Genomic DNA, 18,067 nt, shown 5'->3' with positions numbered 1-18,067 from the left:
GCGGCCAGGCCGCGCTTTTTTCATGTCCTCAGGTTCCGGACCGCAGCAGCGTTTCATCCCGGAAATTGCCGCAGCCCTTCCAAGTCATTGATGGTGATGCTGCCGTAGTCGACCTTCAGCAGCCCGGCCTTTTCCAGCACCTGCAAGGCCTGGTTGGCGCGCTGGCGCGAGGTGCCGGAGAGGTTGCCGACTTCTTCCTGCGAGATCTGCAGGTTCAGCCCGATGCCGGGATTCAGATAGGGATTGAACAGCGCCGCCAGGCAGCGGGCCACGCGGGCATCCGGCTCCAGCATGCGGTCGTATTCCACCAGCGAAATGAACAGCGCCAGGCGCTCGTTCAATTGCGTCACGAGAAAGCGGTTGAAGGGAATGCTGTTGTCCAGCAGCCAGAGATAGGTGGCCTTGGGCATGTAGAGCAATTCACTTTCGCGCAGGGCCACCACGTCGTACTTGCGCGGTTCGTCCTTGAGCAGCGAGCCTTCACCCAGCCAGCCGCCGTTGGCCATGCCGGCGAAGGAGACGGTCTTGCCTTCCGGCGAGACACTGCTCATCTTCAGCAAGCCCTCGTGCACGCCGATCCAGTGCGCCACCGGATCGCCCTTGCGGCAGACGTAGCCGCCGGCCGGGATCTTGCGGCTGACCACCTCGGCCTCCACCCGGGCCAGCTGTTCTTCGGTCAGCGCCTGCGCCCAGATGCTCTTGGACAGCATGCGTCGAATTGATGTCTCCATGATGATGCGTCGCAATATCGAAAGTTTTGTCAATTGTCGGTGAGATGACATCCACTGGCAACCACTGCCTCTACTATCATCGCAAAAAAGGCTCAGGCAAAAGTCTGGCCAATCATAGAGACAGGACAGCTGGCATGCCCGACACAATGACTGCCGCAGTAAGAGCAGCGTAAGCCGGGCAGCACAGACTGATCCGACACCGGGTTCGTATCCTCATGCAATCCCATGAAGGAAACGGATCTTTCGAACCTGCACAAGAAGGTGGGAAATGGTGGAGACGAGACAAGACAAGGAAGCCGCGACCTTTCCGCGGCTGCTGCTGGCGCATGCCCAACGACGGCCCGAACGGGCGGCCTTCCGCGAGAAGGATCTGGGCATCTGGCAGACCACGACCTGGCGCCAGGTGGCCGACGAGGTGCGCAGCTTCGCCTGTGGCCTGGCCGCCCTGGGATTCAAGCGCGGCATGAGCCTGGCCATCATCGGCAACAACTGCCCGCGCCTGTACTGGGCCATGAGCGCGGCCCAGGCGCTGGGTGGCATGCCGGTACCGCTGTACCAGGATGCCCCTGCGGCTGACATGGCCTACGTGCTGGCCGACGCCAACGTCGACTTCGTCATGGCCGAAGACCAGGAGCAAGTCGACAAGGTCTTCGAGATCAAGGAAAACCTGCCCCGCATCGCCCACGTCATCTATGACGACGAACGCGGCATGCGCAACTACCACCAGCCCGAGCTGCTGTCCTTCGCCCGCGTGCAGGAACTGGGCCGCGCTTACGAACGTGCGCATCCGGGTTACTTCGAGCAGGAGGTGGCGGCGGGTTCGCCCGATGACGTGGCCATCATCCTCTACACCTCCGGCACGACCGGCAAGCCCAAGGGCGTGTGCCACTCGCACCGCGCGATGATCACCACGGCCACCACGCTGGTGGAGTTCGATCACCTGGATGAGAACGACGACATCCTCTGCTATCTGCCGCTGGCCTGGGTCGGTGACTTCCTGTATTCCTTCGCCCAGCAGCACGTGGCCGGCTTCTGCCTCAATTGCCCGGAGTCGCCCAATACGGTGATGACGGACCTGCGCGAGATCGGCCCGACGTATTACTTTGCGCCACCGCGCGTGTACGAAAATATCCTCACGCAGGTGATGATCCGCATCGAGGACGCCGGCTGGATCAAGCGCAAGATGTTCCATGGCTTCATGAAGGTAGCGCGCCGGGTCGGCATGCGCATCCTTGATGGCAAGCCGGGCGTGTCACTGGTGGAGCGCCTGCAATACGCCATCGGCGACCTGCTGGTTTATGGACCGCTGAAGAACGTGCTGGGCATGTCGCGCCTGCGCGTGGCCTATACCGGTGGCGAGGCCATCGGGCCGGACCTGTTCGACTTCTATCGTTCGCTGGGCATCAACCTCAAGCAGCTCTATGGCATGACCGAGACCTGCGTGACGGTGTGCATGCAGCCCTCGGGCGACGTCAAGCTCGATAGCGTGGGCCGCCCCATGAAGGGCGTGGAAGTACGCATCGATGCCAATGGCGAAGTACTGGTGCGCTCTCCGGGCCTGATGAAGGAATATTTCAAGCGGCCCGATGCCACCGCCGAAGCCATCGACCAGGACGGCTACTTCCACACGGGAGATGCAGGTTTCTTCGACAGCGACGGCCACCTGAAAATCATCGACCGCGCCAAGGATGTCGGCAAGATGGCCTGCGGCAGCATGTTCGCGCCCAAGTACATCGAGAACAAGCTGAAGTTCTTCCCCTTCATCAAGGAAGCGGTGACCTTCGGCAATGGCCGCGAACAATGCATGGCCTTCATCAACATCGACATGGATGCCGTGGGCAACTGGGCCGAGCGCCGCAATCTTCCCTACAGCGGCTATACCGACCTGGCCGCCAATCCGGCGGTCTACGACCTGGTGCGCGAATGCGTGGAAAAGGTCAACGCCGACCTGGTGGCCGATCCGCTGTTGGCCGATTCGCAGATCCATCGCTTCCTGATCCTGCACAAGGAACTCGATCCCGATGACGAGGAGCTGACCCGCACCCGCAAGGTCCGGCGCGGCTTCATCGCCGACAAGTATGCGGTCCTGATCGAGGCGCTCTATGCGGGCCATGCGTCGCAGTACATCGAGACCCAGGTCAAGTTCGAGGATGGCCGCCAGGGCATGATCTCGGCCGACCTCAGGATTGCCGACGCCAAGACCTTCAAGACGCTGCAAAGCGCCGCCTGAGCAGCACGCAGTCCCGTCCCGGCGGCTTCATCGCTGCCGGCTTGCAGCGTAGCCCGACCAGACCACTGCTGAATGAATCCGACCATGAAACGACACCTGTCTTCCGAAATCCTGCCCGCGGGCCTGCCGCCCGTGACCAGCCCCGATGACGAAGCCCCGGCGGTTGCCGCCAATGGCCGCCGTATCGGCGAGGTCATCCTCGACCTGCAGAACATTTCGCTGTCCTTCGGCGGGGTGAAGGCGCTCACCGATATTTCCTTCGATGTGCGCGAGCATGAGATCCGCGCCATCATCGGACCCAACGGCGCCGGCAAGAGCTCGATGATCAACGTCATCAACGGCGTCTACCATCCGCAGAAGGGCAGCATCCTCTATCGCGGCCAGCCGCGCCTGGGCATGCATCCCAGCAGCATCGCGCGCCAGGGCATTGCCCGTACCTTCCAGAACATCGCGCTCTTCAAGGGCATGACCGTGCTGGACAACATCATGACCGGCCGCAATACCAAGATGCGCTCGGGGCTGTTTTCCAATGCGCTGTGGTGGGGCGCGGCCCGCAACGAGGAAATCGAACATCGGCGGAAAGTCGAAGAAGTGATCGATTTCCTTGAAATTCAGCACATCCGCAAAACCCCGGTGGGACGCCTGCCGTACGGCCTGCAAAAGCGCGTGGAACTGGCGCGCGCCCTGGCGGCCGAGCCGCACATGCTGCTGCTGGATGAACCCATGGCCGGCATGAACGTGGAAGAAAAACAGGACATGTGCCGCTTCATCCTCGACGTCAATGACCAGTTCGGCACCACCATCGTCCTGATCGAACACGACATGGGCGTGGTCATGGATATCTCCGACCGCGTCGTGGTACTGGACTACGGCAAGAAGATCGGCGACGGCACGCCCGATGAGGTGATGAGCAATCCGGAAGTCATCAAGGCTTATCTCGGGACTTCCCACTGAATGTGAAAACAATATAAATAATAAAAACAATATGGACATGGCAGGCAAGGAGACGACATGCAATTCTTCCTCGAAGTCACCCTGAGCGGTTTGCTCTCGGGGCTGATGTATTCCCTGGTGGCGCTGGGTTTCGTACTGATCTACAAGGCTTCCGGCGTCTTCAATTTCGCCCAGGGCGCGATGGTGTATTTCGCCGCGCTGGCGGTGGTGGGCCTGATGGAGAAGGGCATGCCGATGTGGGCGGCCATCATCGGCGCCTTCGTGGTGATGATCCTGGTGGGTCTGGCCACCGAGCGCTTCGTCTTGCGCAAGCTGGTCAACCAGCCGCCCATCACGCTCTTCATGGCCACCATCGGCCTGACCTTCTTCCTCGAAGGGCTGGGGCCCTTGCTGTTCGGCAGTGAGGTGCGGCCCATCGACCTGGGCATCGTCGATGAACCGATCCAGTCGGTGATGGACAGCATCGGTATCGGCATTTCCAAGTTCGACCTGTTCGCCTCCGGCATGGTAGTGGCGCTGGTGGCGGCACTGGCGCTGTTCTTCCAGAAGACCAAGGTGGGCCGCGCCCTGCGTGCGGTGGCTGATGATCACCAGGCGGCGCTGTCACTGGGCATTCCGCTGCAGCACATCTGGGCCGTGGTGTGGGGCGTGGCCGGCTTCGTGGCGCTGATTGCAGGCTTGCTGTGGGGCTCGCGCAATGGCGTGCAGTTCGCGCTGACCATGACGGCCCTGAAGGCACTCCCGGTGCTGATCCTCGGGGGCTTCACCTCGATTCCCGGGGCGATCGTGGGCGGGCTCATCATCGGTGCTTCCGAGAAACTGGCCGAGATCTATATCCCGCCGGTCATGCAGGATGCCTTCGGCGGCAACTTCGGTGGCATCGAAGGCTGGTTCCCTTACGTGTTCGCGCTGCTGTTCCTGCTGGTGCGACCGGAGGGACTGTTTGGCGAGCGCCATATCGACCGCGTATGACAATCTGCTGATTCCAATGTTGGCGATATGTCGCCACGGATGTCATGCAGGAACAAGGAGAACGCAATGCTGTACCGTGAAGCAGGACAATTCAAGACAAGCTACATCGCCGACAGCCAGATCTTCCCGATCCGCCAGGATCGCATCATCTTCACGCTCTTCATGGTGTTCGCCTTCGTGGGCGTGCCGCTGTTGGGCAGTGAATACTGGTTCTCGGCCATCCTGGTGCCGTTCCTGGTGTTTGCGTTGGCCGCACTGGGCCTGAACGTGCTGACCGGTTACGCCGGCCAGCTTTCACTGGGGTCGGCTGCCTTCATGGCCGTGGGCGCCTATGCGGCCTACAACTTCCAGTTGCGCGTCGAGGGCATTCCCATCGTTGCCACGCTGCTGCTCTCGGGGGCCTGTGCGGCCATGGTGGGTGTGCTCTTCGGGCTGCCCTCGCTGCGCATCAAGGGCTTCTACCTGGCCGTGGCCACGCTGGCGGCGCAGTTCTTCGTGGTGTGGGCGCTGACCAAGTTTCCCTGGTTCTCCAACAATTCTTCCTCGGGCGTGATCAGCACGCCCAAGATCGATTTCTTCGGCATCGCCATCGACACCCCGGTGCGCAAATACCTCTTCGTTCTGGCCGTGGTGAGCGTGCTGGCGCTGGTAGCCAAGAACCTGGTGCGCTCCTCCACCGGACGCGCCTGGATGGCCGTGCGCGACATGGACGTGGCCGCCGAAGTGATCGGCATTCCCTTGATGCGCACCAAGCTGACCGCCTTTGCCGTGAGTTCCTTCTATTGCGGCGTGGCCGGTGCCCTGTATGCCTTCTGCTACCTGGGCTCGGTGGAGCCGGACGGTTTCTCGCTGGACCTGTCCTTCCGCATCCTCTTCATGATCATCATCGGCGGCGTGGGCAGCATTCTTGGTTCCTTCCTGGGCTCGGCCTTCATCCTGCTGCTGCCGATCTTCCTGGACAACGCATTGCCGCCGCTGGCGTCGCTGCTGCACCTGCCGTTCACCAATGCGACGGTCTCGCACATCCAGATGATGGTGTTCGGAGCCCTGATCATCTTCTTCCTGATCGCCGAGCCGCACGGCCTGGCGCGGCTGTGGCAGATCGCCAAGGAAAAACTGCGCTTGTGGCCGTTCCCGCACTGAGCGCCGCAAGGACCGGATTGAGGTAGGCGGAGACCGGAGCACCGGCCTCCGATCAAAGTCGGCAACGACAACAACAAGGAGACGAGACCATGAAAACCATGAAGCATCTGCGGCAGTGGCTGCTGGCCACCGCCTGCGCCGCCAGCCTGCTGGCACCGGCGGCGCCGGTCCTGGCGCAGGCCAGCGACCAGTTCATCGCCATCCCCAGCTACCGGGTCGGGCCGTATGGCACCAATGGCCAGTCGTATTACGGCGGCTATGTCGATTACCTCAACTACATCAACCTCAAGGAAGGCGGCGTCAACGGCGTCAAGCTGTCCTGGGAAGAGTGCGAGACCGAGTACAACAACGCCAAGGGCGTGGAGTGCTACGAGCGCATGAAGAACAAGAACCAGGTCACGCACGGCACCGCCATCAACCCCATGGCCACCGGCATTTCCTATGCGCTCATCGACAAGACCGCCGAGGACAAGGTACCCCTGGTGATGATCGGCTACGGCCGTACCGATGCGGTGGATGGCTCGGTGTTCACGTATGCCTTCCCGCTGGTGACCACCTACCAGATGCAGGTCTCGGCCATCGTGAAATACCTGGCCGGCAAGAACAATGGTTCGCTGGCGGGCAAGAAGATCGTGTTCCTGTATCACGACTCGGCCTATGGCAAGGAACCCATCGTGGCGCTGCAGGCGGAGTCCTCCATCGGCAAGTTCAAGCTGGTGGAAATCCCGGTGGCGCACCCCGGCAACGAGCAGGGCGCACAGTGGCTGCGCATCCGCCAGGAGAATCCCGACTACGTGATCTTCTGGGGCTGGGGCGTGATGAACCAGACCGCATTGAAGGCCGCGCAGAAGGTCGGCTATCCGCGTGACAAGATCGTCGGCTCCTGGTGGGCCGGTTCGGAAGAGGACACCATCCCCGCCGGTGACGCTGCCAAGGGCTACCTGTCGGCCACCTGGAACGTGGCCGGCAAGGATGTGCCCGTGATTGCCGACATCGACAAGGTGGTCTATGGCGCGGGCAAGGGCAACATGCAGGACAAGAACAAGCTCGGCTCCATCCTCTACAACCGGGGCGTCTCGGCGGCCATTGCCACCGTGGAAGCGGTGCGCACGGCCCAGGACAAATACGGCAAGGGCAAGGTCATGAGCGGCGAGCAGGTGCGCTGGGGCTTTGAAAACCTCAACATCACCGATGCCCGTCTTAAGGCCTTGGGGGCGACCGGCCTGCTGCCTGAAATCAAGACCTCGTGCGACAACCATGAGGGCTCGGGCAAGGTCAAGATCCAGCAATGGGATGGCACGAAGTGGGTGCTGGTGTCGGACTGGATCGAGGGCAACAAGAACCTGATCCACCCGCTCTTCAAGGCCTCGGCCGCGAAATACGCAAAAGAAAAAGGCATCACTCCTGCCTGCATGAAGTAGGCGCTTGCGCCGGCGGCTCTGCACGTCTCCCACGGCCGCCGGTGCTTTTTTGGGAATGCGAACGACCATGAATGCCACACCGATCCAGACCAGTGCCGCGCCTTCCGCCGCTACGGCAGCGGTGGCCAAGGCGCTGGCCATCAACAACATCGAAGTGATCTATGACCACGTGATCCTGGTCCTGAAGGGCGTCTCGCTGGACGTGCCCGAAGGCAAGATCGTGGCGCTGCTCGGGGCCAACGGCGCCGGCAAGAGCACCACCCTGAAGGCCATCTCCAACCTGCTGCACGCCGAACGTGGCGACGTGACCAAGGGCAGCATCGAATTTCGTGGCGAGCGCGTGGACCGTATGACGCCCAATGACCTGGTCAAGCGCGGGGTGATCCAGGTGATGGAAGGGCGGCATTGCTTCGGTCACCTGACGGTGGAAGAAAACCTGCTGACCGGTGCCTACACGCGCGGCATCAGCAACGCCGAAGTGAAGCACGAACTGGAAAAGATTTACGATTATTTCCCGCGCCTGAAGGTGCGCCGCAAATCGCAGTCCGGCTATACCTCGGGCGGCGAGCAGCAGATGACGGCCATTGGCCGCGCCATGATGGCCAAGCCTTCCATGATCCTGCTGGATGAACCCTCGATGGGGCTGGCGCCGCAGATCGTCGAAGAGATCTTCGAGATCGTCAAGGATTTGAACAGCAAGGAGAAAGTCTCCTTCCTGCTGGCCGAGCAGAACACCATGGTGGCACTGCGCTATGCCGACTTCGGCTACATCCTCGAGAACGGCCGCGTAGTGATGGAAGGTGCGGCCAGCGAACTGGCTGATAACGAAGACGTGAAGGAGTTCTATCTGGGCGTCTCCGGTGGCGGCCGCAAGAATTTCCGCGACATGAAGTTCTATCGCCGCCGCAAGCGCTGGCTGGCGTAAGGGGAGGGCATCATGTCCGATTCGACACAGGTACTGGCCGAACTGGATGCGCTGGAGCGGCGCGATCCGCAGCAGCGCGAGCAAGCACTGATGCGCGCCTTGCCGCAACTGGTGGCGCGCGCGCAAAGTGCGCCGGGCTGGGCGCGCATCCTCGCTGGCGTGGACGCGGCGGCGATCACCTCGCGCGCGGCGCTGGCGCAACTGCCGGTCACGCGCAAGTCCGACCTCAAGGAACTGCAGACCCGCGAGAGCCCCTTCGGCGGCTTGAACACGACCCCGGCGCGGCAGTTGCGGCGGCTCTTCGTGTCGCCCGGCCCGATCTTCGATCCCGAGGGGCAGGGCGCGGACTGGTGGCGTTTTGCCAGTCCCATGAAGGCGCTGGGATTGCAGGGGGGGCACATCCTGCAGAACTGCTTCGCCTATCACTTCACGCCGGCGGCCTTCATGGTCGAGGGCGCGGCGGCGCGGCTGGGCTGTGCGGTGATCCCGGCGGGTATCGGACAGACCGAATTGCAGGTCAATGCGATGGCGGCGCTGAAGCCCGATGCCTATGTCGGCACGCCCTCGTTCCTGAAGATCATCATCGAGAAGGCGCGCGAGATGGGCGCGGATATCTCCAGCGTGCAGCGGGCGCTGGTCAGCGCCGAAGCACTGCCGCCTTCGCTGCGCAGCTGGTTCCATGAACACGGCGTGCCGCAGGTGCTGCAGCTGTATGCCTCGGCTGACATCGGCAACATCGCCTACGAGACCATGAGCGAGGGCGCGGTGCATCCCGGCATGGTGCTGGATGAATCCCTGATCCTGGAAATCGTGCGGCCCGGCACCGGCGATCCGGTGGCCGAAGGCGAGGTTGGCGAGGTGGTGGTGACGTCCTTCAATCCCGACTATCCGCTCATCCGCTTCGGGACCGGGGATCTGTCGGCGGTGGTGCAGGGCATTTCTCCCTGCGGGCGCACCAATACCCGCATCAAGGGCTGGATGGGGCGCGCCGACCAGACCACCAAGGTGCGCGGCATGTTCGTCCATCCCTCGCAGGTGGCGGACGTACTGCGCCGCCATGGCGATGTCTTGCGGGCGCGGCTGGTGGTGTCGGGCGAGATGGCCAATGACATCATGACCCTGCACTGCGAAGTGGGTGACCCGGAAGATCCGGCCATCGATGTCAATGCGCTGGCCGGTAGCCTGCGCGAGGTGACCAAGCTGCGAGGGGATGTGTTGCTGGTGGCGCCGGGGACTTTGCCCAACGATGGCAAGGTCATTGAGGACGCCCGCAAATACGAATAGGACGGGCAGAGATTTCCCTTGCGCTCACCCTCTACCGTTCGGACTGAGTAGCGGCGCAGCCGCGTATCGAAGGCGCTCCTCCCGCGATTCATCATGAAAAAAGCGGCGGCGTCGGTGCGCCTTCGATACGGCCCTGCCGGGCCTACTCAGTCCGAACGGTAGGTGGTTGAGTGGGATATGGCGGGTAAATGAAGATTGATGTCTGGAATCAGGCTTTCAAGCAGGGTTTGCGCTTGTGCACGTGAAGCTTCGCGCATAAAATCACCGGCGGAACATCAGTTCCAACGTCGCTCGGACGGTTCCGGGCGCTTACGTGAAAGACACCCATGACGCAATCCGCCGATTCGCGCGATCCCTCGTGCACGCCTGCCGTATCCTCTTCCTCTGCAACTTCCCCGGACGCCTTCCCGGTCAGCTTCCCGCGCATCGAACGCCTGCCGCCCTACGTCTTCAACATCACCGCCGAACTCAAGATGGCCGCGCGCCGCCGGGGCGAGGATATCATCGACATGTCGATGGGCAATCCCGATGGTCCCACGCCGCCGCATATCGTCGAGAAACTGGTGGAAGTGGCGCAGCGGCCCGATACCCACGGCTATTCCTCCTCCAAGGGCATCCCGCGCCTGCGCCGGGCGATTGCGCACTGGTATCGCAGCCGCTACGAGGTCGACTTCGATCCCGACAGCGAAGCCATCGTCACCATCGGTTCCAAGGAAGGCCTGGCGCACCTGATGCTGGCCACCCTCGACAAGGGCGATACCGTGCTGGTGCCCAATCCCAGCTACCCCATCCACATCTATGGTGCCGTGATCGCCGGTGCCAACATCCGCTCGGTGCGCATGAGCCCGGGCGTGGACTTCTTCGACGAACTCGAACGCGCGGTGCGGGAGAGCTATCCCAAGCCCAAGATGATGATCCTGGGCTTTCCCTCCAATCCGACCGCGCAATGCGTGGAGCTGGAATTCTTCGAGCGGGTGGTCAAGCTGGCGCGCGAGCACCAGATCCTGGTGGTGCATGACCTGGCCTATGCCGACATCACCTTCGATGGCTGGAAAGCGCCGTCCATCATGCAGGTGCCGGGAGCAAGGGAGGTCGCGGTGGAATTCTTCACGCTCTCCAAGAGCTACAACATGGCCGGCTGGCGTATCGGCTTCATGGTCGGCAATGCGCGCCTGGTGGCGGCGCTGGCGCGCATCAAGAGCTATCACGACTATGGCAGCTTCACCCCGGTGCAGGTGGCGGCCATCGCGGCGCTGGAAGGCGACCAGTCCTGCGTGGAGGAGATCCGCGCCAATTACGAAAAACGCCGCAACGTGCTGGTCAAGGGCCTGCATGAGGCGGGCTGGATGGTCGATGTGCCCAAGGCCTCGATGTACATCTGGGCGCGCATCCCGGAGCCGTATCGCCAGTTCGGGTCGCTCGAATTCTCGCGCATCCTGCTGGAACAGGCCAAGGTCTGCGTCTCGCCCGGCATCGGTTTTGGTGAATATGGCGACGAGTACGTGCGCTTTGCCCTGATCGAGAATGAATCGCGCATCCGCCAGGCCATCCGTGGCATCAAGACCATGTTCAAGAACGCCAAGGGCGGTTGACGGGCACACGCCGGGCCGGTGTAAAGGCCGGAACTGCATCGGCCGGGCGCGTGTCACACAACACTCTTCACCCCTGACTGTTCTGTATGATGAAAAAAATAATATTCGCCAGCCTCATCGCGCTGGGAGCGTCGGCAGCCGTGCTGCCGGTTGCCCAGGCGCAAGTGTCCGTGAACATCAACATCGGCGCGCCGCCGCCGCCGCGCGCCGAACCGCTGCCACCCCCGCGCCATGGCTATGTCTGGGCGCCCGGCTTCTGGGATTGGGATGGCTACCGCCACATCTGGCGCGAAGGCCATTGGGTGCGGGAGCGTCCCGGCTATGTCTATGCGCAGCCCGTCTGGCGCCAGGGACCGCGCGGCTGGGAACTGGATCGCGGTGGCTGGCGCGGTGGTCCGCCACCGGGACGGGGTCCGCGTCATGATGATTTCGATGACGACCATCGTGGGCCGGGACGCGGGCGCGACTGCCCGCCGGGCCCTGCGCGCAAAGGCGAGTGCTGAAGCGCGGTCAGTTTGATCTGATCTGAATTGAAGTGATGAAACGAAACGGCCGCAACGTGAAGACGTTGCGGCCGTTGTCGTTGGCGGGTTGCGCTGAGGCGGACGGGATCAGATCTTTTCCATCAGTGCCGAGACCGCAAAGGAGACGATGCCCGCCGTGATGCAGATGACCGCGAGGCGGTAGTGCGGAATCAGCTTGCCGATCCACGGCAGCAGGAAATACAGGACGATGGCGATCAGGATGCTGGTCAGGAGTCTTTTCATTGTCTTGGCGGGAGGGTTGAACGCTGGGGCCTATGATAGTGCGATTTGACTTGCGATGGCGCATCAGCCGGGCGACAGCCCCTTCATGCCGGGCCGTGTCGGTGCCGGGGCAGCCGGTACGGGAGGCTTGGCCGGAGCAGGGGCCGCCGGCGTGACCGTAGTCGCAGGCGCGGCGGCGGGCAGCGGCGTTGCGCCCGGTGGCAGGTTTTCATCGACCTGCTCGTTCTGGCGGCCACCGCCGTGGGCATTGAAGAAGTTGATGACGGTGCGCGAGGTATCGAGGTTCTGCGAAGACTTGCCGCCATTGACGATGGGCACCACGCCACCCGGCCAGGCATGGCCGCCACCCTTGACCTCGTAGAGCACCACGGCCTGCGGGTCGCTCTTGCTGGCATAGGTGTACTGGCGGATGGTGGTGCCATCGTTGGCGGTATCGGGGATGTCAGTCACCGTCGGGCGCGGGTTGGCACCATCGGCCTTGACGAAGGTTTCGATGCTGCGCGCCACCGAGATGCGCGGCAATTGCGAGACTTCCTGCTTGCCGATGCCGCCCAGGAAGGGAATGAAGGGATCATCGCTGCCATGGATGTGCAGCAACGGCATGGGGGCCTTGACGGCCTCGGGCGGCACATCCAGCACCGCGCTGACCACCGCTACTGCCTTGAACAGTTCAGGCGCTTCGGCGGCCATGCGATAGGCCATCATGCCGCCATTGGACACGCCCACCAGGTAGATGCGCTGGGGATCGGCCAGTCCATCCTTGACCAGCTTGTCGATCAGCGCGCGCAGGAAGGCCACATCATCCACCTTGTGCATCTGTGCGTAGCCGCAGCATCCGCCGGAATTCCAGGTACGGGCATCGATGGCCAGCCCGGTGCCGTTGGGGTAGACGATCATGTAGCCCGCCGCCTCGGCAATCTCGGTCAGTCCGGTAGCGCGCGCCATCAGCGAGCCGCTGGAACCGCTGGCGTGCAGTGCGACGATCAGCGGCTGCGGTTCACCGACGGCATTGCGTTCGGAAAAATAGGCGCGTGACAGATTGCCGACGCGGATCGTCTTCAAGGAAAGATCGATCGCCTGTGCCGGCAGGCTGGCCAGCAGCGGCTGTGCGCACAGCGCTGCCAGCAAGTGGCGGCGCAAGCGGCGGGCGCGATCAGGTGGGCGAGACGGAAAGCGGTTCGTCATGGCAGGCAGGATGCGGTCGCGGGAATGGACGCCATGTTAACGCGCAGGCCACGGTGGCGCAAAGCGATTTACACCCTGCGCCCCGGACCTGGCCATCAATGCGGGGCGGGTCAGCCGCGCGCCGGGATGTTGAGACCGCGCACCACGGCCGGACGGGCCACGAAGGCTTCCAGCGCACGGGCCACATGGGGGAAGTCCTGGAAGCCGACCAGCTCGGCCGCTTCGTAGAAGCCGATCAGATTGCGGATCCACGGGAAGGTGGCGATATCGGCGATGGAATACGCATCGCCAGCCAGCCACTGGCTCTGGCTCAGGCGCTTGTCCATCACGCCCAGCAGGCGTTTGGATTCGTTGACGTAGCGGTCGCGCGGACGTTTGTCTTCGTATTCCTTGCCGGCAAAGCGGTGGAAGAAGCCGAGCTGGCCGAACATCGGACCGACGCCGCCCATCTGGAACATCACCCACTGGATCACCTGATAGCGCGCAGCGGGATCGGCCGGCAGGAACTGGCCGGTCTTCTCGGCCAGATAGAGCAGGATGGCCCCCGATTCGAACAGCGGCAGCGGCGCACCCTTGGGACCGTTGGGGTCGATGATGGCAGGGATCTTGTTGTTCGGATTGAGCGACAGGAATTCCGGCGACAGCTGGTCATTGGTCTCGAAGCTGACCAGGTGAGCTTCGTAGGGCAGGCCGGTTTCTTCCAGCATGATCGAGACCTTCACGCCATTGGGCGTGGGCAGCGAATACAGCTGGATGCGGTCGGGATGTTGCGCCGGCCATTTTTGATTGATGGCGAAGGCGGACAAAGCGTGACTCATGAGATCGGACTCCTAGGCAACGGATATGTGGAGATCGCGGTCCTGAGCGAATTTTTCGAAGGCCTCGACCGTCACCGGCCGGCAGAAGTAGTAGCCCTGGTAGGCATGGCAGCCGGCATCGGCCAGGAAGGAGCGCTGGGCATCGGTTTCCACGCCCTCGGCGATCACCCCCAGCCCCAGGCTCTGCGCCAGGTTGACGATGGTCTTGGCTATCGAGGCGTCGTTGGGATCGATCAGGACATCGCGCACGAAAGACTGGTCGATTTTAAGCTGATTCAGCGGCAGCCGCTTGAGGTAGGACAGGGACGAGTAACCGGTACCGAAGTCATCCAGCGAAAACTCCACGCCGTAAGCCTTCAAGGCAAACATCTTCTGGATGATGTCTTCGACGTTGTCCACCAGCAGGCTCTCGGTCAGCTCCAGTTTCAGCCGGCGCGGATTGGCACCGGTACGGTCGATGATGTCCAGCACGGTTTGCACGAAATCATGTTCGCGCAATTGCGGCGCGCTGACGTTCACGGCGATGCTCAGCTCCGCCATGCGCGGCCGTTTGGCCCAGGTGGCCAGCTGCGTGCAGGCGGTCTCCAGCACCCAGTTGCCCAGTGACAGGATCAGCCCGGTTTCTTCGGCCAGCGGAATGAAGTCGCCCGGTGGCACCATGCCGCGCTGCGGATGCTGCCAGCGCACCAGCACTTCGGCACCCGTGACGCGGCCGCCTTCGACCACCTGCGGCTGGTAATGCAGCAACAGCTGGTTGCCCTCGATGGCCTTGCGCAGTCCGGCTTCCAGCGTGGCGCGTTCCAGCACGGCGGTCTGCATGGCGGGATCGAAGAAGCGCAGTGCATTGCGGCCGGTTTCCTTGGCCTTGTACATGGCCAGGTCGGCCTGCTTCATGAGCTCATCCACCGAGGCCGCACGGCCCAGGAAGACGGTGGCGCCGATGCTGGCGGTGGTGCGGTATTCCACCTCGTCGAGCTGGTAGGTTTGGCCCAGTGCTGCCAGGATTTTCTCGCCGATGGTGCGGGTCTGGGTCGCGGCTTCCTGCTGGGTGTCGTTGAGACCCTCCAGTACCACCACGAATTCGTCACCCCCCACGCGCGCCACTGTATCGTTCTCACGGACATTGGCCAGCAGGCGCTGCGCCACCTGTTTCAACAGGGTGTCGCCCTTTTCGTGGCCGACCGTGTCGTTGAGCGTCTTGAAGTGATCCAGGTCGATGAACAGCAGCGCACCGCAGGTGCGCGTACGCAGCGACAGCGCGATGGCCTGCTTGAGGCGGTCCAGCAGCAGGGTGCGGTTGGGCAGGCGGGTGAGAGCATCGAAGAAGGCCAGTTCGCGGATGCGCTCCTCGGCCAGTTTGCGGTCACTGATGTCGTGATGCGTGCTGACGTAGTGGGTGACCTGGTTGTCCTTGTTCTTGACGGCGGAGATGGTCAGCCATTCGGGGTAGACCTCGCCGTTCTTGCGGCGGTCCCAGATTTCGCCCTGCCACTTGCCGAAGCGCCGGACACTCTCGCGCATCTCCTGGAAGAAGGCCGGGCCGTGGCGGTCCGAGCGCAGCAGGTTGGGGTGCTTGCCGACGATTTCTTCGGCGGTATAGCCGGTGATTTCCGTGAAGGCCTTGTTCACGCGCAGGATCTTGCTGTTGGCGTCGGTGATGAGCATGCCTTCGCGCGAATCGAAGGCCACCGCCGAGATGCGCAGTTCGGCTTCAATCTGCTTGCGGTCGGTGATGTCGCGCGCGCTGGTGCGGAAGCCCGTGAAGCGGCCCTGGGCATCGGCAATCGGGGCCGACGACAGCGAGAGCCAGAACACCGTGCCATCCTTGCGTACGCAGCGGAATTCCACGTCTTCGCGCTTCTGGCCATCCATGCAGCGCGCCAGTTCGGCGCGGATGCGGCGCTCGTCATCCGGATGGACGATGCTGCCGATGAAGTCCGGCATGGAGAGGCATTCCTCCACGGTATAGCCGGTGTAGTCGCGCACCGCGTGATTGATCCAGCGCGGACGGCCATCCAGGCCCCACCAGACTTCCCAGTTGACGGTGCAATCGGCGATGGCGCGGAACTGCTCTTCGCTGGCGCGCAGCTCGACGGTCATCTTCTGCGCCAGGCGTACCGCGCGCTTGCGGCTGGACATCATCAGCCAGCCCAGCAGCGCCAGCGTGACGCTCATGGCGATGCCGGTGACGGCGATGAGCTGCTCGGCATTGCGCCCGAACTGGGCGGTGAAGGCATCGGTGGTGCTCATGGAGAGCGTCCAGTTGTGGTTGGCCACCACCAGGTATTCATCGGCCTGCAGGCGCGGGCGATGCATCGGGCCGCTGGCCAGCGGCGATTGGTAGAGCAGGGCTTGCGCTTCCTGGGTCACGCCGTCATAGAGGGTGAAGGCAATGGTGCGGCTGTTTTCGCCATACAGGCTGGCGATCACGTCGCTCATGCGAAAAACGGCATGCACCCAGCCGATCAGGCTGGCGCGGCGCTCGGCAATGGTGGATTGCGGTTTGCTGCGCTCGTACAGCGGCAGGTACATCATGAAGGCGGGTGCTGCCGGTCCTTCAGTACTCAGTTCAATCTTGCCGGAGACGGTCGCCATGCCGGAGTCACGCGCCTTTTCCATGGCGGCGCGCCGCACCGGATCGGCCCACTGGTCATTGCCGAAGGCGATGCGGTTGCGGCCTACATAGGGCTCGCGCAGGATGGTCGGGGCATAGGCAGTGCGGCTGCCGCTCGGACGGATCTTGTAATCGGCCACACCCTGGCGCGCCATGCGGGCCAGATGCGCGTCGAGCTGCGCAGCCGGTACCCATTCCTCGATGGCGATGGCCTGGATGCCGGAGAAATTGGCGTCCAGGTTGAGCGCGTCAACGTAATCGCGGAACTGGTTGCGGTCGATGTTGCCGGTGGCCGAGATCAGGCCCTGCACCCCATGCAGCATCTGTTCGTAGGACGCCATGCGCTGCTCGATGCGGCTGACCGTCTCGCGCAGCACCGAGGCGAACTGCGTGTGGACTTCCTTGGCGGCGGCTTCGCGCTCGTGGTCCCATGCGGTCCAGGTGACGCCCAATCCTGTGGCCAGGATGATGACGGGGAGCAGGATCTGGCGTATCCAGTTCACGGCTTGCTCTGGAATTCGACCATGGCTGCCGCCAGTTCAGGATTGAAGTACTTGCGGAAGATGCGCAGCACCGTGCCGTCTGCCAGCATGCCGTTGACCAGGGCGCGCCACTTGTCCAGCTCGGCCGGCGCAAGCGCCTTGCGCGACATGATCAGACCGTGCGGTACGGAAGGATCCTCGAAGCTGATGATGGTGGTGGCCTCGCGAATGCGTTTCTCTTCCACGACCGGGTAATCGAAGGGCTCCATGATCATGCCCTGGATGCGGTTCTGCAGCAGGGCTTCATAAAGCGGTTCCAGGCCACCGGCCAGGGTAACGCGATTGGCAGCCGTAAGCTGGTCCACCATGCGGTTGGCATTGCTGCTGTAGCGGAAGCCGCGGATGACGCCGAGCTGGAAACGATCATTGCGCGCGACGTCGGCCAGCTGAGTGATGCCGGCATCCTTGCGCACCAGCAGGTAGTACTTGTTGCTGAAGTACCAGGCGAAGGCGGCGAACTTGTCGCGTTCCGGATTGGTAATGCCGGACAGGCTGAAATCGAGTGCCCCCGATTCGATCAGCTGCCAGATGCGCGCACGCGACATCAGGCTGACATTGACCTTGCAGCCGCTGCGGCGGATCAGCTCATCGGCGAAATCCTTGTCGATGCCGGTATCGGTGGCCGCCGAGTAGAGCAGGCCGTGATCGTGCAGCGCCAGCGTATAGGGACGCGAGCAATCGGGACCGGCAGCGTGGGAAGGGGAACAAGCCAGCAGGGCAGTGAAAAGCGTGGCCACATTCGCACAGGCACGCACTGCGCGATTGCGAAAGAGTCGACTGAAAATACTGCCCCCTATGTAGACGCCACCCTATGGACGAAGCAATACGAGCGTGACGCGATCTTCGCGATCTCGCGCCCGACGCACTGCCGTGTCGTCCTTCCCTGAAA

Annotated in this window: 15 protein-coding genes; 9 read left to right on the top strand and 6 right to left on the bottom strand. The window is 62.9% G+C overall.

The features are described from left to right. Positions 1-53 precede the first annotated feature (53 nt). Positions 54-710 (bottom strand): Crp/Fnr family transcriptional regulator, encoded by a 657-nt coding sequence (locus tag E2K99_RS13655; RefSeq protein ID WP_240733719.1) that lies wholly within the window; start codon positions 708-710, stop codon positions 54-56. Between the two features lie 289 nt (positions 711-999). On the opposite strand from E2K99_RS13655, the gene E2K99_RS13650 reads away from it, so the two are divergent. The 9 genes from E2K99_RS13650 to E2K99_RS13610 all read left to right on the top strand — a co-directional run bounded on the left by E2K99_RS13650 (position 1,000) and on the right by E2K99_RS13610 (position 11,755). Next, complete coding sequence (locus E2K99_RS13650) at positions 1,000-2,961, top strand: AMP-dependent synthetase/ligase (RefSeq protein WP_134222570.1); 1,962 nt, start codon at positions 1,000-1,002, stop codon at positions 2,959-2,961. A 72-nt stretch (positions 2,962-3,033) separates the two neighbouring features. Then, entirely contained in the window at positions 3,034-3,915 is an 882-nt protein-coding gene (locus tag E2K99_RS13645) for an ABC transporter ATP-binding protein (protein ID WP_034334319.1), read from the top strand. A 57-nt stretch (positions 3,916-3,972) separates the two neighbouring features. After that, positions 3,973-4,887 (top strand): branched-chain amino acid ABC transporter permease, encoded by a 915-nt coding sequence (locus tag E2K99_RS13640; RefSeq protein ID WP_013234543.1) that lies wholly within the window; start codon positions 3,973-3,975, stop codon positions 4,885-4,887. Positions 4,888-4,953: 66 nt separating this feature from the next. Continuing rightward, complete coding sequence (locus E2K99_RS13635) at positions 4,954-6,030, top strand: branched-chain amino acid ABC transporter permease (RefSeq protein WP_039787190.1); 1,077 nt, start codon at positions 4,954-4,956, stop codon at positions 6,028-6,030. Between the two features lie 89 nt (positions 6,031-6,119). Then, complete coding sequence (locus tag E2K99_RS13630; protein ID WP_205703674.1) at positions 6,120-7,451, top strand: ABC transporter substrate-binding protein; 1,332 nt, start codon at positions 6,120-6,122, stop codon at positions 7,449-7,451. A gap of 67 nt (positions 7,452-7,518) precedes the next feature. Further along, entirely contained in the window at positions 7,519-8,376 is an 858-nt protein-coding gene (locus tag E2K99_RS13625) for an ABC transporter ATP-binding protein (protein ID WP_187697641.1), read from the top strand. Between the two features lie 12 nt (positions 8,377-8,388). Continuing rightward, on the top strand, positions 8,389-9,660 hold the full coding sequence (locus tag E2K99_RS13620) for a phenylacetate--CoA ligase family protein (protein ID WP_134222569.1): 1,272 nt from the start codon (positions 8,389-8,391) through the stop codon (positions 9,658-9,660). 326 nt (positions 9,661-9,986) lie between these two features. After that, positions 9,987-11,252, top strand: a complete 1,266-nt coding sequence (alaC, locus tag E2K99_RS13615) for an alanine transaminase (RefSeq protein ID WP_134222568.1) — start codon at positions 9,987-9,989, stop codon at positions 11,250-11,252. Between the two features lie 86 nt (positions 11,253-11,338). Continuing rightward, positions 11,339-11,755, top strand: coding sequence for a YXWGXW repeat-containing protein (locus E2K99_RS13610; RefSeq protein ID WP_134222567.1), 417 nt, complete (start codon positions 11,339-11,341; stop codon positions 11,753-11,755). 108 nt (positions 11,756-11,863) lie between these two features. Here E2K99_RS13610 and E2K99_RS25525 read toward each other — a convergent pair whose 3' ends face one another. The 5 genes from E2K99_RS25525 to E2K99_RS13590 all read right to left on the bottom strand — a co-directional run bounded on the left by E2K99_RS25525 (position 11,864) and on the right by E2K99_RS13590 (position 17,915). Next, on the bottom strand, positions 11,864-12,019 hold the full coding sequence (locus E2K99_RS25525) for a hypothetical protein (protein ID WP_166675069.1): 156 nt from the start codon (positions 12,017-12,019) through the stop codon (positions 11,864-11,866). A 63-nt stretch (positions 12,020-12,082) separates the two neighbouring features. Beyond that, the gene (locus tag E2K99_RS13605) at positions 12,083-13,204 is read right to left on the bottom strand and encodes a CE1 family esterase (RefSeq protein ID WP_240733718.1); all 1,122 of its coding nucleotides are present in this window, start codon (positions 13,202-13,204) and stop codon (positions 12,083-12,085) included. 110 nt (positions 13,205-13,314) lie between these two features. Further along, entirely contained in the window at positions 13,315-14,022 is a 708-nt protein-coding gene (locus E2K99_RS13600) for a glutathione S-transferase N-terminal domain-containing protein (RefSeq protein WP_134222566.1), read from the bottom strand. 12 nt (positions 14,023-14,034) lie between these two features. Beyond that, positions 14,035-17,139, bottom strand: coding sequence for a bifunctional diguanylate cyclase/phosphodiesterase (locus tag E2K99_RS13595; RefSeq protein ID WP_134222565.1), 3,105 nt, complete (start codon positions 17,137-17,139; stop codon positions 14,035-14,037). Then, entirely contained in the window at positions 17,136-17,915 is a 780-nt protein-coding gene (locus E2K99_RS13590; RefSeq protein ID WP_240733717.1) for a substrate-binding periplasmic protein, read from the bottom strand. The genes E2K99_RS13595 and E2K99_RS13590 overlap by 4 nt, the downstream gene beginning before the upstream one ends. Positions 17,916-18,067: the final 152 nt, after the last annotated feature.

Origin of the sequence: Herbaspirillum huttiense (genome assembly GCF_004367745.1) — a bacterium.
Taxonomy (GTDB): Bacteria; Pseudomonadota; Gammaproteobacteria; order Burkholderiales; family Burkholderiaceae_D; genus Herbaspirillum; species Herbaspirillum huttiense.
The sequence above is the reverse complement of the archived record's forward strand: the minus strand, read 5'-3'. Positions and strand labels throughout refer to the sequence as shown.